General features: G+C 61.3%; 22 protein-coding genes. 11 read left to right on the forward strand and 11 right to left on the reverse strand.

Features of this window, described 5'->3' with window-relative positions:
• Positions 1–40 precede the first annotated feature (40 nt).
• A complete protein-coding gene (locus tag QMX88_RS15210; RefSeq protein ID WP_282370676.1) occupies positions 41–868 on the reverse strand; it encodes a formate/nitrite transporter family protein in 828 nt (275 codons plus the stop codon).
• Between the two features lie 319 nt (positions 869–1,187).
• The gene (locus QMX88_RS15215; protein ID WP_192174651.1) at positions 1,188–2,537 is read right to left on the reverse strand and encodes a cation:proton antiporter; all 1,350 of its coding nucleotides are present in this window, start codon (positions 2,535–2,537) and stop codon (positions 1,188–1,190) included.
• 188 nt (positions 2,538–2,725) lie between these two features.
• On the opposite strand from QMX88_RS15215, the gene QMX88_RS15220 reads away from it, so the two are divergent.
• Together QMX88_RS15220 and QMX88_RS15225 are read left to right on the forward strand one after the other, a co-directional pair.
• On the forward strand, positions 2,726–2,941 hold the full coding sequence (locus QMX88_RS15220; RefSeq protein ID WP_282370678.1) for a DUF6434 domain-containing protein: 216 nt from the start codon (positions 2,726–2,728) through the stop codon (positions 2,939–2,941).
• A 17-nt stretch (positions 2,942–2,958) separates the two neighbouring features.
• A complete protein-coding gene (locus tag QMX88_RS15225; RefSeq protein WP_282370680.1) occupies positions 2,959–3,585 on the forward strand; it encodes a glutathione S-transferase family protein in 627 nt (208 codons plus the stop codon).
• Between the two features lie 22 nt (positions 3,586–3,607).
• On the opposite strand, the gene QMX88_RS15230 is transcribed toward QMX88_RS15225, so the two are convergent.
• Positions 3,608–4,426, reverse strand: a complete 819-nt coding sequence (locus tag QMX88_RS15230) for a helix-turn-helix transcriptional regulator (RefSeq protein WP_442969461.1) — start codon at positions 4,424–4,426, stop codon at positions 3,608–3,610.
• A 97-nt stretch (positions 4,427–4,523) separates the two neighbouring features.
• Here QMX88_RS15230 and QMX88_RS15235 point away from each other — a divergent pair, with 97 nt between their 5' ends.
• Positions 4,524–5,480, forward strand: coding sequence for a threonine dehydratase (locus tag QMX88_RS15235; RefSeq protein ID WP_282370683.1), 957 nt, complete (start codon positions 4,524–4,526; stop codon positions 5,478–5,480).
• A gap of 34 nt (positions 5,481–5,514) precedes the next feature.
• Here QMX88_RS15235 and QMX88_RS15240 read toward each other — a convergent pair whose 3' ends face one another.
• The 3 genes from QMX88_RS15240 to QMX88_RS15250 all read right to left on the reverse strand — a co-directional run bounded on the left by QMX88_RS15240 (position 5,515) and on the right by QMX88_RS15250 (position 8,611).
• Entirely contained in the window at positions 5,515–6,297 is a 783-nt protein-coding gene (locus QMX88_RS15240; RefSeq protein ID WP_282370685.1) for a YkgJ family cysteine cluster protein, read from the reverse strand.
• 171 nt (positions 6,298–6,468) lie between these two features.
• A complete protein-coding gene (locus tag QMX88_RS15245) occupies positions 6,469–7,242 on the reverse strand; it encodes an L-iditol 2-dehydrogenase (protein WP_282370687.1) in 774 nt (257 codons plus the stop codon).
• Between the two features lie 55 nt (positions 7,243–7,297).
• Positions 7,298–8,611 carry an ABC transporter substrate-binding protein gene (locus QMX88_RS15250; protein ID WP_282370689.1) on the reverse strand — a complete coding sequence of 438 codons (1,314 nt, stop codon included), beginning with the start codon at positions 8,609–8,611 and terminating at the stop codon, positions 7,298–7,300.
• A gap of 291 nt (positions 8,612–8,902) precedes the next feature.
• Between QMX88_RS15250 and QMX88_RS15255 the strand changes: the two genes are divergently transcribed.
• From QMX88_RS15255 to QMX88_RS15265, 3 genes are all read left to right on the forward strand, one after another.
• Entirely contained in the window at positions 8,903–9,832 is a 930-nt protein-coding gene (locus tag QMX88_RS15255; RefSeq protein WP_282370691.1) for an AraC family transcriptional regulator, read from the forward strand.
• Positions 9,833–9,887: 55 nt separating this feature from the next.
• On the forward strand, positions 9,888–10,799 hold the full coding sequence (locus QMX88_RS15260) for a LysR family transcriptional regulator (RefSeq protein ID WP_282370693.1): 912 nt from the start codon (positions 9,888–9,890) through the stop codon (positions 10,797–10,799).
• 196 nt (positions 10,800–10,995) lie between these two features.
• On the forward strand, positions 10,996–12,081 hold the full coding sequence (locus QMX88_RS15265) for a Gfo/Idh/MocA family protein (RefSeq protein ID WP_282370695.1): 1,086 nt from the start codon (positions 10,996–10,998) through the stop codon (positions 12,079–12,081).
• A gap of 144 nt (positions 12,082–12,225) precedes the next feature.
• Here QMX88_RS15265 and QMX88_RS15270 read toward each other — a convergent pair whose 3' ends face one another.
• The 3 genes from QMX88_RS15270 to QMX88_RS15280 form a co-directional block, all read right to left on the reverse strand.
• On the reverse strand, positions 12,226–12,522 hold the full coding sequence (locus QMX88_RS15270) for a phosphate-starvation-inducible PsiE family protein (RefSeq protein WP_442969462.1): 297 nt from the start codon (positions 12,520–12,522) through the stop codon (positions 12,226–12,228).
• A gap of 265 nt (positions 12,523–12,787) precedes the next feature.
• Complete coding sequence (locus QMX88_RS15275; protein WP_282370697.1) at positions 12,788–12,949, reverse strand: hypothetical protein; 162 nt, start codon at positions 12,947–12,949, stop codon at positions 12,788–12,790.
• 197 nt (positions 12,950–13,146) lie between these two features.
• Entirely contained in the window at positions 13,147–14,730 is a 1,584-nt protein-coding gene (locus QMX88_RS15280; RefSeq protein ID WP_282370699.1) for a putative bifunctional diguanylate cyclase/phosphodiesterase, read from the reverse strand.
• Between the two features lie 282 nt (positions 14,731–15,012).
• Here QMX88_RS15280 and QMX88_RS15285 point away from each other — a divergent pair, with 282 nt between their 5' ends.
• The 4 genes from QMX88_RS15285 to QMX88_RS15300 all read left to right on the forward strand — a co-directional run bounded on the left by QMX88_RS15285 (position 15,013) and on the right by QMX88_RS15300 (position 17,908).
• Positions 15,013–15,558 carry a glutathione peroxidase gene (locus QMX88_RS15285; RefSeq protein WP_282370701.1) on the forward strand — a complete coding sequence of 182 codons (546 nt, stop codon included), beginning with the start codon at positions 15,013–15,015 and terminating at the stop codon, positions 15,556–15,558.
• A gap of 122 nt (positions 15,559–15,680) precedes the next feature.
• Positions 15,681–16,337, forward strand: a complete 657-nt coding sequence (locus QMX88_RS15290) for a dTMP kinase (RefSeq protein WP_282370703.1) — start codon at positions 15,681–15,683, stop codon at positions 16,335–16,337.
• A 24-nt stretch (positions 16,338–16,361) separates the two neighbouring features.
• Positions 16,362–16,925, forward strand: coding sequence for a DUF6891 domain-containing protein (locus QMX88_RS15295; RefSeq protein ID WP_282370705.1), 564 nt, complete (start codon positions 16,362–16,364; stop codon positions 16,923–16,925).
• Positions 16,926–16,945: 20 nt separating this feature from the next.
• Positions 16,946–17,908 carry an ankyrin repeat domain-containing protein gene (locus QMX88_RS15300; RefSeq protein ID WP_282370707.1) on the forward strand — a complete coding sequence of 321 codons (963 nt, stop codon included), beginning with the start codon at positions 16,946–16,948 and terminating at the stop codon, positions 17,906–17,908.
• A 126-nt stretch (positions 17,909–18,034) separates the two neighbouring features.
• Here QMX88_RS15300 and QMX88_RS15305 read toward each other — a convergent pair whose 3' ends face one another.
• On the reverse strand, positions 18,035–19,174 hold the full coding sequence (locus tag QMX88_RS15305) for a glutathione-independent formaldehyde dehydrogenase (RefSeq protein WP_192174678.1): 1,140 nt from the start codon (positions 19,172–19,174) through the stop codon (positions 18,035–18,037).
• A 243-nt stretch (positions 19,175–19,417) separates the two neighbouring features.
• Between QMX88_RS15305 and QMX88_RS15310 the strand changes: the two genes are divergently transcribed.
• Complete coding sequence (locus QMX88_RS15310) at positions 19,418–20,212, forward strand: SDR family NAD(P)-dependent oxidoreductase (protein ID WP_282370711.1); 795 nt, start codon at positions 19,418–19,420, stop codon at positions 20,210–20,212.
• 68 nt (positions 20,213–20,280) lie between these two features.
• Here QMX88_RS15310 and QMX88_RS15315 read toward each other — a convergent pair.
• Positions 20,281–21,854 (reverse strand): EAL domain-containing protein (locus QMX88_RS15315; RefSeq protein WP_282370714.1); only part of this gene is annotated, 1,574 nt, incomplete at its 5' end.

Below are 21,854 nucleotides of genomic sequence, written 5' to 3' on the forward strand. Positions count from 1 at the left end.
AGGGTGCGCGCCTGCAGCAACGAAGCGCGCGGCTGCAGCGTTAAATCTGGCGACCGGTCTGCTGCTCGATACTCGCTGCAGCGACGCCGGTGGCCGAAGCCTGAATGGCTTTCGAATAGGACACGTAATACGCGAGCCCGACGAAAATTGCACCCCCCACGGCGTTGCCCAGGAACACCGCGACGAAGTTTTCAACGAAATCGGTCCAGCTCAGGGCGTCGGCAAAGATCGCCGCCGGGATCACGAACATATTGGCGACGACGTGCTGGAAGCCGATGGCGACGAAGGCCATGATCGGGAACCACATGGCAACGACCTTTCCGGTCACATCTTTGCTGGCGTATGACAACCAGACCGCCAGGCACACCAGCCAGTTGCAACCAATGCCGGAAATAAACGCCTGACTGAAATCTGCGCTGGCCTTGGCCTTGGCGATGGCCAGGGTCTTGGCCAGGTACGCACCTTCCGTCAGGCCCAGCACATGGCCGAAGAAGTAGGCGACGAACAGCGCGCCCAGCAGGTTGGCGAAGGTGACCAGCGCCCAGTTCCGAGCCACCGCCGACAGCGGCACCCGACCGGCAAACATCGCCGTCGGCAGGCTCATCATGTTGCCCGTGAGCAGCTCGCCGCCGGCGAGGATCACCAGAATCAGACCCAGCGGAAACACCGCCGCGCCCAGCAGGTTGCCCAATGAGGCCCACTGCGGCGGGATCATCGTGCTGACGTGGATGTCCAGCAAAAAGCCCAGGGCGATGAACGCCCCGGCGAGAAAGCCCAGCACCAAGATCGCCGGGGTCGGCAGATGGGACTTCTTGACGCCAGCCTCGATGGTGATTTCGGCGATCTGCTGCGGTGTATTGATGGACATAGGCTTTCAGGCTCGCAAGCAATGAACCGCGCCACGACTGAGTGAGCCGTGACGCGAAAACGAAGGAGGGGTTCAAGCATCCAGTCTTGGTGCGCGGGGGTGTCAGCCGACACGGCGCCGATCTCTGATGGGCGTGCCGCTGCGACGTTAAACCGCATGGCAGAGGGCGCCCAAAAGGCCTGATCAATTAGTGAGCACGCTACCGATCGGGGTCTTGAGCGTCCAATCGCTTGTTCCGATAGGGTGATCGACGCTGTCTATCACGAGGGTTTTAGTCACAAGGCCAGCTCTGCAAATCAATGCGGTCGCGATCCCTGCGCTAGTCTTTGCTGTCTTTGGTGATGCTGCGCTCGTAGCGCTCCAGCAGCGGCTGAATGCTGATCCCGTGCAAAAGAATGCTCAGCGCAACCACCGACAGCGTCAGGCTGATGGTGGTGTGGACCGCCTCGGTCGGCAGGCCATGGGTCAGCGCATAGCACAGGTAATACAGCGTGCCGATGCCGCGAATGCCGAACCAGCCCACCAGCGCTTTCTGCGGCCGAGTGAGCAATTTGCCACTGATCAGCAGCCACACGCTCAAGGGCCGGATCACGCAGAACAACGCCAGGCCCAGACCGACGGCGCGCCAGTCCCAGTAACTGGCGAGGGCCGCGCCGAGAAGGGTGATCAGCAGCACCTCCATGGCGCGCTCCACCAGGCTGCCGAACACCATCATGTCGCCCATCATCACGCCGGCGGCGAGTTGACTGTCGGACAGTGAATCACGGTCACCCATGATCGCCGACTCCGGATCGCTGTGGGTGTGTCCCACCACCGGAATGGCCACGTGTTCCGACGGCACTTCCGACTGGGTGGTGTTGGACTCGGCGTGACGCACGCCAATGCCCGCCGCGAACACCGCCAGGAATCCGTAGGCGCCCAGGCCTTCGGCAGTGACGTAGGCAATCGCAATCAGCGCCAGGGCGAGGAAGTCATTCGGCGACAGGGTGCTGTCGGCGTTCTTGATGCGCAGGTAGATCATCAAATGGCCGACGCCACGGCCCAAGCCGTAACCCAGCATCAGCCCGACGGGCACTCCCCAGATGATGTTTTTCAGCAGCCAGCCCTGGGTCCAGTCGAAATCCGAAAAACCGTGGGTGATGAACATCAGCGCGAAAATCACGAAGGGGAACGCGGTGCCGTCGTTGAGCCCGGCCTCACCGGACAGGCCGAAGCGCACCCGGTCCAGGTCCTGGGCGCTGTTGACCTGGACCAGCCCCGCCAGCACCGGGTCGGTGGGCGAGAGCATGGCGCCGAGCAACAGCGCGATCGGCCATGACAGGCCGAACAGGTAATGGGCGGTCAGGCTGACGCCGGCAATGGTCGCCAGCATCACCGGTCCGGCCAGCAAATACGCCGAATGCCAGGCGCCACGGTGCAGGGGCAGGCGCAGCTTGATGCCGGTGTTGAACAGGGAAAACAGCACGGCGATTTCAGTCAGGCGTTCAAGCCAGTGGCGTGCGTCGCGAACGTCGAGCTGCGCGATGTCCAGGCCCCAGGGCCCGATCGCGGCGCCAAACGCCAGGCACACCGCCGACGTCGTGACCGGCAGCCAGCGCAGGTAAGAAGAAGTCAGCGCCAGCAGCATCAGGAGGACACCGAAGACGGTCATGCAAAGAATGAAACTCATGCGGATACATCATCAGTCAATGGGCGGGAATGACTGTGTGACTGTGAGAGGGGGGGATAGTTGAAATAAATGTGGAATGGATCCCGCGACCGGCGCACTGCCTTGCCTGGCGCCTGTCGCTCGGTCTGACCCATACGTATTTCCCGACTAGACTGTGCGGCGCCCCCCCTTACTTGGACCAAGTCCCCATGGCCTTCGATTGGCACAGCGAATCCCTTTCCCGAGACACCCCTGTCACCCAGGATTACCGCAACACCCAGAACGTGCGCCGGTTCATGACCGCGCAGTGTGGGCCGGCCTTCAAGTTCGACCGCGACTTCATGGCCTGGATACGCAACGACAGCGCCAAGACCCTGGGCGATGTTGCGGATGAATGGCAGCGGCGCCACGGCAATAAAGCCTGATGAGAGCGGGAGACAGCATGTTCAGATTATTCGGGGCCGACAGATCCGGCTCGGCCGCTATTGAGATCGCGCTCACGCTGTGCGGCGCCGATTACCGCTTGATGGGCGCAAGTTCATGGGAAGCCGGTGCAGGGCAGGACGAACTGAAGCGTCTGAACCCGTTGATGCAGGTGCCGACGCTGGTCATCCCCGGCGGCGAAGTGATGACGGAGAGCGCGGCCATCCTCACGCACCTGGGCCTGGCCTTTCCGCTGTCCGGCCTGTTGTCTTCAGAGACCCTTGAGCGTGCCCAGCAACTCCGGGCCCTGGCGTACCTCACCACCAATTGTTATGCGTCCATCGGCCTGATCGATTATCCGGAGCGGTGGCTGCCTGACGCCGAGCCTGGCCAATTAGACCGATTGGTCGCAGGCACCCGGAGCAAGCTGCACAGCCAGTGGGACGTGCTCGCCGATGTGTTTTACAACTCGGTAGCCTGGCATCCCCATGCGCCTGGCGCCGTCGAAATCCTCGCCTGCGTGGTCAGCCAGTGGAGTGGGGCGCGGGAACACCTCCGGGCATCCCGCCCCGAGTTTTATGGGTCCCTGGAAGTCGTCGATCATCACCCCGTTATCAAGGCGGTGCTGCAGCGGCACGGCTGGTGAGGTGAGATCAGCGGGTGATGAATCACAACGACGACTGGTTGCGCAGCTTCGCCGGGCTGATGCCCATGCGCAGCCGAAACGCCGTTGCCATATGCGCCTGGGAGCTGAAGCCGCAGGCGTGGGCGATCTCCGCCAGTCGCGCGCTTGAATCGCGCATCAGGGCCCGGGCCTTCGCCAGACGCCGGTCGATCAAGTAACTGTGCGGGCTCTTGCCCGTGGTGTGCTTGAACGCTCGAATGAAATAACCCTCGGACAACCCCAGCATCTGCGCCATGGCCTGCACCCCCAGCGGGCCGTCGATGCCGGCGTCAATGAACTCATCGAGTCTGCGCATCCGGCTGCCGTTGATCGAGCCTTGCAGCGGCGCGTCGAAACCGCTCTTGTTCTCGGCCCGTTCAGCAAGGGCCAGCGCCCAGCCCTCCCAGTCATCCGCCGCCGAGCGCTGCAACAATGCCGCGCGCATCCTCATGGCCAGGGTGATCGACTGAGCATCAATGCGGTTGTTGAAAGCGTGATCCCCCTTCAGAGCGAGCCCGTCGGTGCGCAGCAGCCGCAGGTATTCACCGCCCGCGGGCGACTCCGATAACACGTCGCACCCGGCGGGCACGAACGCCAGGCCGTTGGGCACTGCGTCGAAGGGCTGCACCCGGTCGCTGCCGATGGCGTGCAGACCACGCTGGCTTTCGAAGGCAAAGCCGATCGCCGCCTGGGTCGCCACATAGCGCGTGGCATAACCGGCGGCAGGCAGCAATTCGATCATCCACGGGCCTGCTTCGACACGGCGAACCGGTTCAGACGGGAGCGGGTGAGGCGGGCGTTTTGTCGGGTTCATGGCCCTCATAGTAATCAAGTGATTCAGCAAAAGTCAGGTCAGTTTTTTGAAAGCCGGCGGGGTGAGCGTCTGCCTAGACTGGGCCACATTTTCGAGGAGACAGCCCATGCACGGACTGACACGGGACGATATCGAACAGGCCGCTCGCCAGGTGTACGAGGTCATGCCGCCCACCGCCCAATACCCGTGGCCGTTACTGGCCGAGCGGCTGAACAGCACGGTGTGGGTCAAGCACGAAAACCACACGCCCACCGGAGCGTTCAAGGTGCGCGGCGGAATTACGTTCATGCACTGGCTCAAGCGCACGTACCCGACCGTCAGAGGCATCGTCACGGCGACGCGGGGCAACCACGGTCAGAGCCTGGCGCTGGCCGCCACCGCGCTGGGCTTGCGTGCGTCGATTGTGGTGCCAGAAGGCAACTCGCCGGAGAAGAACAACGCCATGCGTGCACTTGGCGGCACCGTCATCGAATGCGGCCGGGATTTCGACGAAGCCCGGGAAGAGGCCGCGCGGCTGGCGGATCTGCATGGGCACTACCTGGTCCCGCCATTCCACATCGAGTTGCTCAAGGGCGTGGCCACCTATGGGCTGGAGTTGTTCATGGCCGCGCCGGATCTGCACACGGTTTACGTGCCGATCGGCTGTGGGTCGGGCATTTGCGGCGTCATTGCCGCCCGTGACGCGCTGGGCCTGCAGACCCAGGTGGTCGGTGTGGTCTCCACCGAGGCAGCGGCCGCCAAATGGTCGTTCGAGGAAGGCACTATTTTGCAGACCCCGTCGGCGAACACCTTCGCCGACGGCCTCGCCGTGCGCCGACCCATTCCTGCGGCCTTCGCGATCTATCGAACCGGGGCGGAGCGCATTGTCGCCGTCAGCGAGGAAGAAATCGCCGAGGCCATGCGCGTCTATTACACCGACACCCATAACCTCGCGGAGGGCGCAGGGGCCGCTGCACTGGCGGCGCTCATCCAGGAACGCCGGGCCATGGCAGGGAAGAAGGTCGGGGTCATTCTGTCCGGGGGGAATGTGGACCGGGCGGTGTATGCGCGGGTAATAGGCTGAGGCGGCAAGCTGCAAGCGGTTCAGCGGCGGCCGTTCAGCGGGGCAGTGGGTGGAAGATGTAATCGTCGCTGGGTGAGTCGGCCAAGGGGACGGACTGAGCGTGGAGATAAGCCCTCAACGCCGGGTCTTCTGCCTTGATCTGCCAGGCTTGAGCAGCGGGGCCGGCATTGACCTCAGCGCTTTCGCAGGCGGCGAGCAGTGTTTCGACCGAGGGCTGGTGAATCACCAGACCGTTGCCTTTCCAGCCGGCGACGGTCAGGCCCAGGCTTTCGCACACTGCCACTTTGCGCCGCGCATCCTCGCGGTCGGTCTGGCGGGATTGCTGGACCAGCATCGCCAACCCCTGATCCGAGGCCAGCAGGCTGCCCTGTTGCCAGCTTTCCGGCGGGCAGTCCTTGGCTTCAGGTTTCAGCTCAATGAAAGGACTGATCTCCATCGGGTAGATCCGGCACACCAGCGGCCGCTCAAGATACACCGAGCAGAGCCCGTCTTTTTGAAGGTTCGGGCATTCAGGAATCGCGTTTGCCGCCAGAATCACCGTCACCCGCAGCGTACCCGAACCGCCGTTGACCGGCGCGGATCGCCCGGCGTTGTAGGCATATTCGGGTGAGTCGACCGGCCAGAGTGAATCGTCGAATGCCTCAAGCAATACCCCCACAGGATCGCCGCGTTTCAGCCAGGTCACGGCTTCGCCAAGGGTCAAGGGCACGAAGCGGCCGCGACAGCACCCCCCACAGCCGACGCATTCGAAGCGCACGTCGGCGTCTATCGCGAGGCCATTGGCTGTGGCGATGACGCCTGATTCTCTGATGTCCATGTGACCTGCGTCCCTTTTCATTGAGCGGTCAATCATAACGGGATGTGCGCGATCAGTCAGTGGAGTCGGCTTCAGCCGGGAAGAGGCCGGTCTCGGTATATTCAATTCCACCGGGTCGCGTAAGGCCCGATGCAAAGCAATGCCCGATATCCTGGAGGTCACTCCTTGGGCTCAACTCATCCAGTTACCGCCATCAACGTTGTAGGTCTGGGCGACGACATAATCGCTCTCAGCCGACGCCAGAAAGATCGCCATGCCGGTCAGGTCCTGGGCAGTGCCCATGCGGCCGTAGGGCACTTCGGCGCCGACGAGCCGCTTCTTCTCGCCCAGCGGCCGGCCCTCGTGTTTGGCGAACAGCGCGTCCACACCATCCCAGTGCTCGCCGTCGACGACGCCCGGGGCGATCGCATTGACGTTGATCCGGTACTTGATGAGGTTCAGTCCCGCTGACTGGGTCAGGCTGATGACCGCGGCCTTGGTCGCGCAATAAACGCCCACCAGTGCCTCGCCGCGCCGGCCGGCCTGGCTCGCCATATTGATGATCTTGCCGCCATGACCCTGGGCGATCATCTGCCTGGCCGCCGCCTGAAGGGTGAACAACGTGCCGGCCACATTGATCGAGAACAAGCGCTCGTAACTCTCGCGAGTGATCTCGGTTATTGGTGCCAGATCAAACAATGCAGCGTTGTTGATCAGGATATCCAGCTTGCCGGTGGTGGCGACGACTGCCGCAATGGCCGCGTCGATGGACGATTGATCGGTGACATCCATTCTCACCGCGTAGGCACTGGCGCCCAGTTCGCTGGCCGTCTGGGTCGCACGCTCCAGATTGATGTCGGCGATGGCCACCGTCGCGCCTTCGCGAATGTAGGCTTCGGCGTAGGCCCGCCCGATACCCCGGGCTGAACCTGTGATCAGTGCGCTTTTACCTTCGAGTCGTTTCATTGAAAGAGTCATCCGTCATCCAGAAAGAGGCGGCAGGGGGCTGCCGACAGGGCATTTATTTTTTCGGGTAACCGGCGCGTTTCATTTCCCGCTCCGTCGTCGACTGCGCGGCCGCCAGGGCTTGCTCGACAGTGGTCTGGCCGGTGAGCGCGGCCGAGAAGAGTTTGCCCACGGACGTGCCGATCGCCTGGAATTCCGCGATGGTCACGTACTGGATGCCGACGTAGGGCACAGGCTGGGCCGACGGGTGCGTCGGGTCGGCGTGCTTCATCATTTCCAGTGTCACTTTGGCGAACGGCGCGGCCTTGAGGTACGCGTCGCTGTAGGTGGAGGTGCGGGTGCCAGGCGGTACGTTGGTGATGCCATCCTTCTGCGCGACCAGCTGGATGTATTCCTTGGAGGTGGCCCACGTGGTGAACGTCTTGGCGGCATCTTTGTGCTTGGAGGTCGCGGGGATCGCCAGGGACCAGGCGTACAGCCAGGACGAACCCTTGTCGGTCACTTCGACGGGCGCCGGGGCGAAACCCACGCTGTCCACGACCCGGCTCTGTTCTTTGTCGGTGGTGAACGAGCCTGCCACGCTGGCATCGACCCAGATTGCGCATTTGCCGCTGTTGAACAGCGCCAGGGTTTCATTGAAGCCGTTGCTGGAGACGCCGGGCGGGCCGTAGTTTTTCAGCGTATTGACGTAGAAGTTGGCAGCGGCCGTCCACTCGGGGCGGGTCAGCTGAGGTTGCCATTGTTCGTCGAACCAGCGGGCGCCAAAGGCGTTGGCCATCGTCGTCAGCAAGGCCATGTTCTCGCCCCAGCCGGCCTTGCCCCTCAGGCACATGCCGTACTGACCTTGATCGGGGTGATGCAGTTTGGCGGCGAACTCGCCGAGCTGGGTCCAGGTCGGGCGCTCGGGCATGCTCAGCCCGGCCTGTTTGAACAGATCGGTGCGGTAATAGGTCACCGTGCTCTCGCCATAGAAGGGCAATGCATACAGGGTGTCGTTGACCGACAGGCCCTGGCGCACGGACGGGATGATGTCGTCCAGGTCGTAGCTGGCCGGTAAATCCTTCATCGGCTCCAGCCAGCCTTTTGCGCCCCACAACGGCGTCTCATAGGTGCCGATGGTCAACACATCGAACTGGCCGCCCTGGGTGGCGATGTCGGTGGTCAGCCGCTGGCGCAGGACGTTTTCTTCGAGCACCACCCAATTGAGCTTGATGTCCGGGTGCTGCTCTTCGAATACCCTGGAGAGCCGCTGCATGCGGATCATGTCGTTGTTGTTGACGGTGGCGATGGTGATCGTCTCGGCAGCCTGACTGACGCCCGCCAGGGACAGACCGGCAGACAACAGCAGCGCGTGTTGGGTGATCTTCATGGTGATCTCCATTCCACGCCGGTGGCGCGGAATCGTTATTGTTGTTTTTGAGCACTGCCGGTCCCTCTGACGTCTCACTTAGGGGCAGTGGCGTGCCGATTACAGCAGCTCGCACGCCCTGCAACAAACACGCTGAGGATGTCCCACTGATGCTTTTTTAACCGTGCAGCCCAGCCGTGCGCCCGGCTAAAAAAGTATCAGCGCGCAGTGACAGGCGAGGTGGAGCAGGGGGAAGCAAGAGGGGTATGGTGTGTGGACGCTGGCGCCAACAACGACAAAAAAGGGGCAGACATGCCTGAAAGCCGAACCGCCTTATTCGAGCAGCTGCCTGCCGAGCTGGAAATCATCCTGCCGGCGCCCCAGCAGAGTTTTCGCTGGTACGAGCACGACTATCCCTATCCGCTCGCGCGCTGGAATCATCACCCCGAGTACGAAATCCATCTGATCCGCAAAGGCAGCGGCAAACTGGTGGCGGGCGATTACATCGGCGCTTTCGGCCCCGGCCATGTCGCGCTGATCGGCCCTGATCTGCCCCATGACTGGATGGGCGATCTGGCGCCGGGGGAGCACCTGCAAGGCCGGGACGTCGTGCTGCAATTCGACGGTGCTACGTTGCTGGCGCTGCGCGAAACGCTGCCTGAACTGGGTGAATTGCAGGGGTTGTTTGACCGCGCCCGCCGCGGGCTGGAATTTACCGACGGTACAGCAATTCAGGCGGCCGAGCTGCTTGAACGCATCGGCATGGCGCAGGGGTTGCCGCGCCTGCTGCTGTTTCTCGATCTGCTCAACACCCTGAGCACGGCGCCTGCCCGTGAAGCTCGCACGCTGGCGAGTTCGTGCTACGCGCCTGCTCTGGATGCCAAAAGTGCCGAGCGCGTTCACCGGGCATTCGACTACCTGCAACGGGAGCTGACGGGGGATATCAGGCTGTCGGTGATCGCCGAGCGACTGCACATGAGCGAACCGGGGTTCTCGCGGTTCTTCAAGCGCGCGACGGGCCACGGGTTTATCGACCTGATGCGCAAGCTGCGCATTCAGAAGGCCTGCCGGTTGTTGCTGCAGACACAGATGTCCATCGCCGATGTCTGTTTTGAAGTGGGTTACATCAACCTGTCCAACTTCAATCGACACTTCCGTTACGAGATGAACCAGACGCCGACCGACTACCGAAGAGGCACGGCGGCGACGTTGTTCAACTTGAACACGTCGAAGGCGTCTTAGTTATTCTTCATCACACCTTCTATCGAATGTCGCAAGCGAGGCACTGTTGGACAGATTGAACGCATTGGGCGGGCTGGAAATTTTTGTCCAGACAGCACAAAGCCAGAGCTTTGTTGCCACCGGACGCAGTTTGGGCATTTCTGCTTCTGCGGTGAGTAAAAGCATCTCCAGGCTGGAGGCGCGGATGGGAGTGCGGCTGTTTCAGCGGAGCACTCGCACCGTTCGCCTCACCTCGGAAGGCGAGGAGTTTCTGCAGCGGTGCCGGCGCATCCTCGACGAAGTCCAGGCCGCCGAAGACCACATGTCCGCGATGACCGGGCGCCCGCGAGGTCGGTTGCGCGTCGGGCTGGCCCTGGCGGGAGGGCTGCCGCTGCCGGTTATCGCCGATTTCATGCAGGCCTACCCTGAGATCGAGCTGGACCTGGACTTTACTGACCGGATGGTGGATGTGATCGAGGAGGGGTTCGACGTCGTCATCCGGGGCACCGATCTAAGCGACTCCCGGCTCAAATCCCGGCCTTTGGGCCCGTACCGCGCCTGCATCGTCGCCGCGCCTGGGTACCTCAACGCTCACGGTGTGCCGTCCAGCCCCGCAGACCTGCTGGACCATGCGTGCCTTCACTACCGCTGGCAGAATTCGGGAAAGCTGTATCAATGGCCTTTCAAGCAGACCGCCGCCCGGTCAACCGTCGGTCAACTGCCCGTCGCCATGATCTGCAGCGATGTCGCTGCCTTGCTGTACATGGCCAAAGCGGGTCGCGGGATTGCGTGTCTGCCCGATTTCGCGGTCCGGGACGCATTGGCAGACGGGCAGCTTCAGACGTTGCTGACAACGCACCTGACAGGCGCGAGCACCTTTCATATTGTCTGGCCGAGCAGCCGGCAAATGGCGCCCAGGGTCAGGGTTTTCGTGGACTTCGTCGTCGCTCATTTTGCCCGCGGCCTGGTGATTGAAAAGGCTGGCTAAGCCCGGCCGTTTCTTTACCCATTGCGGACACATTCGTCACCTATGCATGGACGCTTGACCCTCTTAATCGTCTATTTGAGAACGCCTACTCTGTTTCACCAGCGCGGTGTACCTCTGCGCGATCTCCCGCTCGCTCCGGCAATGCAGGACTCGCGAGGTGCCTCGCTCGTCACTTTCATGAACAGAGGAACGCTCAATGACTCATAAAATCCGCGTCGGCATCATCGGCACCGGCGGGTGGGGGCGCTACGGACACATTCCTGCCCTGCAATCCCTTGACGCATTCGAGGTGGTGGCGCTTTCCGGTCGTGACCTGCAAAAGGTGCGCGGCTATGCCGATGATTTCAAGATCCGCCACGCGTTCGACAACGCCGATGAACTGGTCAGCCACCCCGACGTTGACCTTGTGGTGGTGCTGGCGCCCACGCCCGAACACGGTCGGCTTACCCAAAAGGTGATCGAGGCGGGCAAAGACGTGTACTGCGAATGGCCACTGTCCACGACCACCGCGCAATCGGAGCAGATCCTGGAAATGGCCAACGCCAGGGGCATCAGCCATATCATCGGCCTGCAGCGCCGCTTCTCGCCGAGCTCGCGGTATTGGCACGACCTGATCCGGCAGGGTCACATCGGCAGCATCAGGGCGGTGCGAATGTCGGTGGGCGTGGACGCATTCGGTGCGGTCATGCCGGCATTTGCCAAGTGGGCGGTCAACACCGAAAACTTCACCCACCTGTTGTCGATCTACGGCGGGCACTTTCACGACATGCTGTTTCATGGCGTTGGCTTCCCACAAATGCTCGCGGCGGTTGCGCAGACTCAATTCCCGGTCACCACGATTGAGGAAACCGGCGAGCAGATTCCCTATGACGCCCCGAACGAAGTCATGATCATCGGCACGCTGCCTGGGGGCGGCTTGTTCTCGGTTCAGCTTGAGGGAGGCCAGGACCACAAAACCGGCCTGCAGATCGACATCACCGGCACGGAGGGCGCGCTGCGGATCACCAATCCGCGCGGTTTCCAGAACACTCACGACAATGCTATTGCGTCGATGACCGGCGGCAGCGAAAGGTTCGTGGAATTGCCGATCCCTGCGCGGTACCAGACCCTTGACGTGACGCACCTCGATGCCAGTGCGCAGGACGTGGCCTACCTCTACGCCGCCTATGCCGAGGACAAAGCCACGGGTTCCAGCAACGCGACCCGCTTTGAAGACGCCCTCCGCCAGCATCGCCTGATCGACCGGATCACCGAAGCGTACCGGACGTTCTTCAACGGGTGAACCCAAGGCCGCTACTCATCGGCGCCTTCCGGCCAGTCGGTTGTGTCAGTCAGCTTTGAACCACCTGGGGTGCAACGCGGGGAAGTGTTCACGCAACCCATCGGCAAAGGCATGGGAGGGCAGTCCTGCCGGGATGCCAGGCCGCTAATCCTGCGCCGACAGGTCTCGTTTGCCCAGCAACCAGCAGACCACGCCAAGCACCAGGGTCGCGAAGCCCAGCGCGGCAATGGTCGACGCCGGCGTGGTCAGGGTGTCGAGAATGACGAACTTGCGGCTCAGCGCCAGTAGCGCGATGAGAATCACCACGGCGATGATCAAACTGAGGGCGATGACCACCAGTTGCTCGAAGCGCTCGTAGGCACTCATCAACCGCCACTGGGCGCCCGAATGCTTGACGGAAGATGAGTCGGATTTTGGGTGGTTGACGGCATTGCCGCGCATGATCTGGCCTCCTTCTCTCTCTCGCAGGCAGCAGGAGACTGGCTCCTGTCCGGTTCAAACCGAATACAGAAGCCCAAGATAGGGACCGCGCCGATGCTTTCAAGAGGAGGTGGTGCCCTGTCATGCTTTCAGGCAGATGATAGCCAAGTGCAGGGGCTGTGCGGGGGAACTTACGAATAATGACAAGGGGAAGAGGAAATACAGCGGCAACTGACGTCAGTCAGCGCCGCCAAACGCTGATATCAAGCTCGGTTCAACGCCTGATTCACGCCTGTTCGTCTTGCTCTGCAGCATCATCGTCGTGCTTGAGCGCGGGCTTCATGCCTGGCTGCGGTGCGCGCACGGCATCCGGCGCGACTTCTTCGCCGTGGTTCTTCTTTTCTTGCTGGACTTTTTTGTCGTGGGCGACGTTGCGTGGATCGGTCATGGGAATTCCTTGATCTGGCAGATGATTCGAATGCTCGCCGACGCGACACGTTGGCCGTGAGCGTCGGGGCAAGATTTGGAGTCAAGGCCGGCGCCAGCGTTCAGTGCATTTCAAACCGCATTGACTGAGCCGCGCCGACTGACCCGCGAAGACCCGGAAGCGCAGACGCTAAGACCCGCGCACGTGCCGACGATGCCTCAGCCTGCCAGCTGGGCAAACGATGGGTGGTTGTAGCAGAACAGACTCGAAGCAGGCTTCGGGCGGCCGTAGAGGTAGCCCTGGGCATAATCGCATCCGCTGTTGGCCAGCCAGGACGGCAGATGGGGCAGGTGGAACTCCTCGACGCCTTCGGCCGTGACCTGCATTTTCAGGCTGCGCGCCATGCCCAGGATAGCTTCGACCATGGGCAGGTGATCGGTTTGCCCGGGTTCAAAGAACGACCGGTCTATTTTGATCTTGTCGATGGACAGGCGGGTCAGGTGATACAGGCTGGAATAACCGATACCGAAGTCATCCAGCGCCACCGTAATGCCGTGCTCGTGCAATTTGCTCAGGTTCTGCCGCGCCACGTCCAGATTGCCGACCAGGGCTTCCTCGGTGATTTCGACTTCGAAGCGGTGAAACGCAAACTGCTCTTGCCGCAGTTGCTCCAGCAACTGATCGGGAAACAGCGCGTCGGTCACCATGGCGGCGCTGACGTTCATGGACAAGCGCAGGTGATCGTCCCAGCGATTCGCGGCGCGACAGGCCTGGCTGATCAGCGAGCGGGTCATGGCCGGGATCAATCCCAGGCGCTCCAGCACCGGAATGAACTCGGCCGGTGTGGCGGCGCTGCCGTCGGGCTTGAGCCAGCGTGCGAGGACTTCAAACCCCACAACCTCCTGAGAAGGGAGCGCCACGATGGGCTGGAAGTAGGGCACGATTTCGTCTGCTTCAACCGCCCGTCTCAGTGCCAGTTCAAGGTCGGCCTGGGCCCGGCGCTGCTTTTCGTATTCGCTGTCGTAGAAGTTGTAGGTGGAACGCCCGTCCTTCTTGCCTCGGTACATCGCCGTGTCGGCGCAGTGCAGCAACGCCGAAGCCTCCTGTGCGTCGGTCCACGAGCGTGCAATGCCAATGGTGGCGCCCAACGCTGAAGGTTCGACGGCGCCGGACAATGGCGCGCCAAGCCCGGACACAGCCGCCTCGGCGATCTGGCAGAGCTCGGCCTGGTGTTTGAACGTGAGAAACAGCAGGCAGAACTCATCACCGCCCAGGCGCACCGCCACGCCGCCGTTATCGTCGGCGATGGCTTCGAGCCTGCGCGCTATTTCCACGAGCACCGTATCGCCGGCGGCGTGGCCGTGCTGATCATTGACCGCCTTGAAGTGGTCCAGATCGATGAGCATGACTGCCGCAGGCCGCTTCAAACCGAGCTGATTGCGAACCATGTCCATGAAGATGCGCCGGTTGATCAGCCCACTGAGCGAGTCATAGGTGGCCAGGGTTTCAGTCTGCGCCTGTGCCTGTTTCAGTCCGCGGAAGCTGGACTGGGCGTTGGCGATCAGGCGTTTGAGCAGGATCGTCGGGATGATCAACGAGATCAGGGAAAACCCTGTGACAGTGAGGACGAATCGCCATCTTTCGGCGTCTTCAAAGTCAGCGTCATAGGGCAAGGCGAGCCAGCGCATCACCCAGGCTTCGAGCTCGAATTCCCACACGATGGAAAGTGCGATCACCGTGGACAGCGTGATCAACAGCAGTACAGGCAGGCGACACGGGTTGCGGCGGTGCAGGTCATTCATGTCAGGCCTCGCAGGGCCGAGAAAATAATATGTGATGTCAGACTGCCATACTTTCACATAGGTTCTGACCGTTGATCGAAGAATTACGCCCGGGACGCTGAACGGTATCTCCGCTCGACCGGAAACGAGGAAAGGGCCGAACCATGTACTGCCTCTCTGACAAAGCCTTGGGAGGAGGGCGAAAAACATCAACGAATCATCGGCAGCATGCTTTAAGGTGTCCCTAAAGGCTGACCGATGAGGTTGGTCCAGACATCCCGACCCAGCAAGCAGGAGCCACCCATGACGGATTCTCTGTACGACATTCCCCTCAAGCAAATCGATGGCACGCCGGCCACTCTGGGCCAGTACAAGGGCAAAGTGCTGGTGGTGGTGAACGTGGCGTCCAAATGCGGGCTGACGCCGCAATACGAAGGGCTTGAAAGCCTGTATCAGAGCAAGAAGGACGCCGGACTTGAAGTGCTGGGCTTTCCGGCCAACAACTTCAAGGAACAGGAGCCGGGCAGTGACAGCGACATCCAGTCGTTTTGCTCGACCACCTATGACGTGCACTTCCCGCTGTTCTCGAAAATCTCGGTTGCCGGCGACGACACTCACCCGCTCTACCGCGAACTGACCGCCGCCCAGCCCGCTGCCACCGGCGACGGGCCGTTCCGTGAACGCCTCAAGGGCTACGGCATTGAAAGCGGCGCAGGCACCGACGTGCTGTGGAATTTCGAGAAATTCCTGATCGGGCGAGACGGCAAGGTGATTGGCCGCTTTGCGCCGGATGTGACGGCGGATGATCCACGGCTGACCGCGGCCATTGACGAAGCCCTGAGCGCCTGAGGATTTAGCCGGGCGCCCAGCCTGAGCGCCAGCGTCCAGCACCCGAGTCACAGCGGCGCATGCAGCGGCCGCTGTGAGCGGGCAGGGCAAACAAGGCTGTCTATCGAATTGTTGTGTGAAGCATGAACCCTGCGCTTTTTGTATCTCTGGATGGGCCCAAGGGCGTCGGGAAAACCACGCTGCTGGAGGCCGTCACGAAATCGCTGAGGGCCGATGGCAAGAAGGTGATCCGGCTGAGCGAGAGCAAAAGTGATCCCCACCGGGGTGAAATAATGGCCCTCGTCAACCAACTCGCCAGGCATCCCGACCGCGATCTGGAGTTTGAGGTGTGTGAGCGCCTCGCCGACAGCCGTGCCTGGATCTCCCGGCACGTCCTGACCCAGCAGCCCGCCGACAGCATCATCCTGATCGATCGCTGGTATCCGTCGGACGCCGCGTTTCGCCGGCTCGTCCCGTTTGCCGAGATCCTGCAGTTGAACATTGACAGGAACGTGCGCGTGCCGGACCTCCATGTCGGGGTTGTCACTGCGGCCGAAATTTCATGGGCGCGGGCAGCGGCACGCCGGCGTGGCTTGAGCAGTACGGTGGTGCATACGCTGGAAGAACACGCCGCTTGTACCGAGGCGTTCGAGCGGGCGGTTTCAGCTAACGGGTGGGTTTTGTGTCGCAATGAAGGGCGGCTGGAAGACGCGACGGTGCAGGTGGTTTCCGAGGTAGGCAACGCGCAAGACACTAGAGGCTTTCGCTGTCCCGAGGGGCGAGGCTTGGATCTTTATTGATTGTTTAACGAAGGCGAGGTGCCAATGGCCGACAGCAATGAATACGTGGCGGACAGCATACGGACGTGGGTGTGGTCGGGCTTCTACACGCCTGAAGAGATGGATGAGATGGTCGATGACATCATTGACGATGACTGTGATGTAACAGCGCTGAAGGCGCTGATCCTGCCGGAGTGGGAACGCAAGCTCGACGCAGAGCGTGACTGGCCAGAGGTGACTGCCTGCGAGCGGCTCGATGCAGTGTTCTACGATCTCCATGAAGAGGGTATCTGTGGCCTGTCCAATGCGGGTTATACCTTGTCGGACGGATTCACGGAGGTGGCCGAAGCAATTCACCAAGCGCCGAACGATCATTACCACGGTTTTTGTTTTTATCACGGACAAGACGTGGAACGCGCTGTAGAGGGAGAAGCCCTGCTCATCGCTTTTGGCGCAATCGATGATGATCCTGCACAGAGTCTCAAGGTAGGGCACCGGTTGTGCAGCGTGTTGAAAGCCGCTGGCTTTGAAGTCTTCTGGAATGAAACCCTCGAGCAGCGTGTGGAAATTCACAACTTCAACTGGCAGCGCAGAGCGCCCCGCGACTGAACGGCGATTAATATCAGGAGATGCGCTTGAGCAAGAAACTGTTAAAGGCGGCCGCCCGAGGCCAGAACGAGACGTTGCTGAGCCTGCTGGACGGTGGCGCTGACATCGATTTTATCGACAAGATGCCCGGTCGTACGGCATTGATCGAAGCGGCCATTGCCGGCCATGTACACACCCTCAACCTGTTGATCGCCCGCGGCGCGAGCCTGGACAAGGCTGATAAGACGCTCGGGTTCACGGCCCTCGGCTGGGCCGCCGACAGAGGTGATCTTCACGCAGTGGACGCGTTACTGGTGGCTCAGGCGTCCGTCGATCTGACAGCCCACACCTATCAACAGACGCCTTTGATGCTCTCTGCCCGTGAGGGGCACGCTGGTGTCGTGGCTGCCTTGCTGGCGGCCGGGGCCGATGTGCATTTACAAACCGGCAACGGCCACAATGCGCTGTCGATGGCCGATGCGCGAAACCACACGGAAATCGTGGCGCTGTTGCAGCAGCACGGTGCGCTGGCGCCTGTCCCGCCTGATGAGTATTCGATGCCTTGGCCCGCCGTGGCAGCGGACGGGTCAGATGTGGATGACGGCAACCCTGCAAGCGTCCTGCGTGGCTTCATCCTGGCCATGTATGCCTGGGAAACCGACTGCTACAGCCAAAAGCAACGCATCGATGATGGCGAGCTTGCCTGGTCGGTTATTCAGGCGGCGCAGAATCAAATAATCGAGCGTTTTTGTACGTCCAAGCCCCGTATTTACGGGCGCCTCGGCAGCTTCGGGTCTCCACCGGAGTATTCGCCCAAAGATGCACTGGTGAGTGTCGAGCGTGAGGCTCGCCGGGCGGTGATCATGACGCGGCAGGCGCCCAGCACGAGGCTGCGGTATGAGGTGCTGTTCGGCCTGACCCGCAAAGGTGATATCTGGCGCATTGATACAAAGAAGCGGCGCGGTTGGGGCGAAGCCGCTGATTGGGAAAGGTCGATACTGTGAGAGAAGCCTTGAAGCTGCCATGTTGATGGGAGTGATCCAGACCAAAGCGAGCGCTTCGGCACGGATCACCCATTAACATCGTTCAGGCGCAAACGTCGCAACAGCTCAACGGAGTGCGCCAGAGGATTATGCCGAAGGCTTGAGCACCACTTTGGTCCAGCCGTCGTCCCGCTGATCAAAGTGCTTGTAGGCGTCCGGACCTTCGGACAACTTCAGGCTGTGGGAAATGATCTGCGACGGCTTGGCGCGGTCATGATGGATCAGCTCGGCGAGGCGACGGTTGTACGCCTTGACGTTGGCCTGGCCGGTACGGATCTGCTGGCCCTTGAACCAGAAGGAACCGAAGTCGAAGGCCATCTTGCCTTCTTTCGCCAGATCACTTGCAGCGTTGGGATCCTGGGGCACGAAGACACCCACGACGCCGATACCGCCGGTGGGCTTGGTGGAGGCGACCAGGTTGTTCATGGTTTCGTGATTGGCTTCATGGCCATGCTTGTCGCAGCACTGATAGCCCACGCATTCGCAGCCACGGTCAGTGCCCTTGCCATTGGTGAGATTCATGATCTGCTCCACGGCCTGGGTCTGTGCCGTGTTGATCGGCGTGGCGCCCAGCTTGGCAGCGAGTGCCAGACGGTCTGGATGGTTGTCGACCACGAAGACTTGCGAGGCACCTTTGATCATTGCGGCATGGGCGGCCATCAGTCCGACCGGGCCTGCGCCATAGATCGCGATGCTTTCACCCGGCAGCAAGCCGGACAACTCAGTCGCGTGCCAGCCGGTGGGAAGGATGTCCGACAGCATGACGTAGTCGTCTTCTTTCTCCTTGGCATCTTCAGGCAGCACCAGGCAATTGAAGTCGCCATACGGCACGCGCAGCAGTTCAGCCTGACCACCCTCATAAGGGCCCATTTCCGCAAAACCGTAGGCACCACCGGCACTGCCAGGGTTGACGGTCAGGCAGTAGCCGGTCAGGCCGCGCTCGCAGTTTTCGCAGAAGCCGCAACCGATATTGAACGGCAGGCAAACCATATCGCCCACTTTCACGCGATCAACTGCGGCGCCCACTTCGATGACTTCGCCCAGGTTCTCGTGACCCAGAATCCGGCCCGTTTCGAAGCTGGTGCGGCCTTCATACATGTGCAAATCGGAGCCGCAGATGTTGGTCGTGGTAATGCGGACCAGCACGTCGGTCGCTTTTTCGATTTTGGCATCGGGAACGTTCTGAACGCTGACGTCGTAAGGACCGTTGTAAATAATGGCTTTCATGGGTTCTCCAGAAAAATGAGGTGCAGATAGGGACATATATGCGCCAGATTTAGTACGACCGTACCGGCCTGTCGTTCAAAGAGATTGGCCGGGAGTGACGAACGGTAAATGCTGGCAAAAGGCTCTGAGACGCGGCTTGTGGCCACTCGATGGCGAAAGACGCGATTGCGTCTATGCAAGCCGTGGCAGCTCAAATAGGGTGAGTTCTGTACTGCCCCCCAACCCAAATGTGACGGAGTGGAAATGAACATTCAGCTGAATAGCAAACGTGCGCTGGTCACCGCGTCAACCGGCGGCATCGGTTTCTCGATTGCCAAAGGTCTGGCCGAGGCGGGTGCCGAGGTGGTGGTCAATGGCCGCAGTGAAAGCTCGGTCAAGCAAGCAATTGCCCGACTGGTGAGCGCTGTGCCCGGTGCCACGATTACCGGCGTCGCCGCAGATCTAAGTGATGCAGGCGGTGTTGAAACGCTGCTGCAGGGGGCCGGGCCTATCGACGTCTTGGTCAACAACGCCGGGATCTATGGCCCCCAGGATTTTTTTGAAACCGAAGATGAGGTGTGGGACAGCTACTGGCAGACCAACGTGATGTCAGGGGTACGCCTGAGTCGCGCACTGCTCCCGGCAATGGTGGCCAGGAAATGGGGCAGGGTGGTGTTCGTGTCGTCCGAGTCCGCACGCAACATCCCCGCTGACATGATTCACTACGGCGTCTCCAAGACCGCGCAGTTGGCCTTGGCCCGGGGCCTTGCGAAACGGGTTGCGGGCACCGGGGTAACGGTCAACAGCGTGCTGCCGGGGCCGACTTTGTCCGATGGCGTTGCCGCCATGATGCAAAGTGAAGTGGCGCGCACGGGCAAATCCCTGGAGGAAGTGACCAAGGCCTTCGTAACCGAGCACCGTCCAAGCTCGATTATTCAGCGTGCCGCCACCGTCGAAGAGGTCGCCAATATGATCGTCTACGTGTGCTCGCCCCAGGCATCGGCCACTACCGGCGCAGCGCTGCGGGTTGATGGCGGTGTGGTTGACGACATCGTTTGAGCCGCGTAAGCGCTCCCAACTCATACAGCACGTGGCCCTGGCAACGGCAGCTTCAAGTGGCTAACGCATCAAGGGAGGGGCTGGCGTTTGCTCGTCATCAGCATCGCCAGCACATCTTCAGCCAGCACCGGCGGACTGAGCAGGAAACCCTGGGCGTAAGGGCAGCCTAATTCCCTGAGCTGATCCAGCTGGCCAAGGGTCTCGACGCCCTCGGCGACAATCGCCAGGTCCAGTGCCTGCCCCAGCGACAAAATACTGTTGACGATGGCGACGCTGCGTTCATGTTTCATCATGCGCGTGACAAAAGAACGGTCGATCTTGATCGCGTCAATGGGGTAGCGGTCGATGTAACCAAGGGAGCTGTACCCGGTGCCGAAATCGTCCAGCGCAATGCGGATGCCTTGAGCGCGAAGGTCTTCAAGGGTTTTGGCCACAATCTCCGGCTCATGGAGGAACACTGACTCGGTGATCTCGATCTGCAGGGCGCGGGCATCGAATCCGGTCTCGGCGATAATCTCGGCGACCTGCGTGACGAAGTCGCTGCGGTTCAGTTCAACGCCGGACACGTTGACGTTCAGCTTGAGGGTGACTGCTCCGGCGGCGTCACTCCATTTCTTGACTTCGCGACACGCGCTGCGCATGACCCACTGCCCAAGGTCGCAGATGACGCCAATGTCCTCCGCGACGCTGATGAACACATCCGGCGCGATGATGCCGAGAGTCGAGTGGCGCCACCTGACCAGGGCTTCAACGCCTACGATCGTCTCAGTCGCAATGGAATAGATCGGCTGGTACACCAGATAGAACTCATTCCGGGTGATCGCGTGCTTGAGCGCGTTCTGCATCAGCAGCATGTCGATCGACGCCTGACGCATCGAGAGGTCGAAAACGGCCCAGCTGCCACGGCCTTTCTTCTTGGCGGCGTACATGGCCACGTCCGCGTCACGGATCAGGTCTTCGGCGGTGGTGTGCTGAACGTCCAGCGTCGCAATGCCAATGCTGCAGGAGATAAAGAGTTGTTGCCCGTCGATGGCGGTCGGCAGGCTTAAGGCGTGGGTCACGCGCTCGGCCGTCTCGATGGCCTGTTCCTGATGGCCTTCGTCAGTCAACAGGATCGCGAACTCGTCGCCTCCGATGCGGGCAATCACCGCAGTGGGATCGATGCATTCGCTCAGGCGGAGGGCAACGCTTTTCAGCAGGCTGTCCCCGGCGTGGTGGCCCATGCCGTCGTTGACGTATTTGAATCGATCCAGATCCAGGTACAACACCGTCGCCGCGCCGGGCTTCTGCGTGGTCCCTTTGCTTAGGGCCGAATGGATGCGGGCCATGAAATAGCCCCGGTTTTTGAGCCGCGTCAACTCGTCATGAAACGCCGCGTAGGACAACTCGTCCTGAATACGCTCTCTCTCGATCAACCTCGACTCGAGCGCCACACGTTCCTCACGATCAAGCTGAGCCTGCCGAAAATGCTGCTCTGCGTCTTTGCGCTCGGTGATGTCGCGCTGAACGGAAACCCAATGGGTGAACCAGCCTTTCTCGTTTGCAACCGGCACGATGCTGAGCTGCACCCAGAACTGAGTGCCGTCACGCCGGGTGTTGATGAGCTCGACTTCAACAGGGTCCCACCGTTGCAGCGCATCCC

Origin of the sequence: Pseudomonas sp. PS02290 (assembly GCF_029960075.1) — a bacterium.
In the GTDB taxonomy this organism is placed as follows: Bacteria; Pseudomonadota; Gammaproteobacteria; order Pseudomonadales; family Pseudomonadaceae; genus Aquipseudomonas.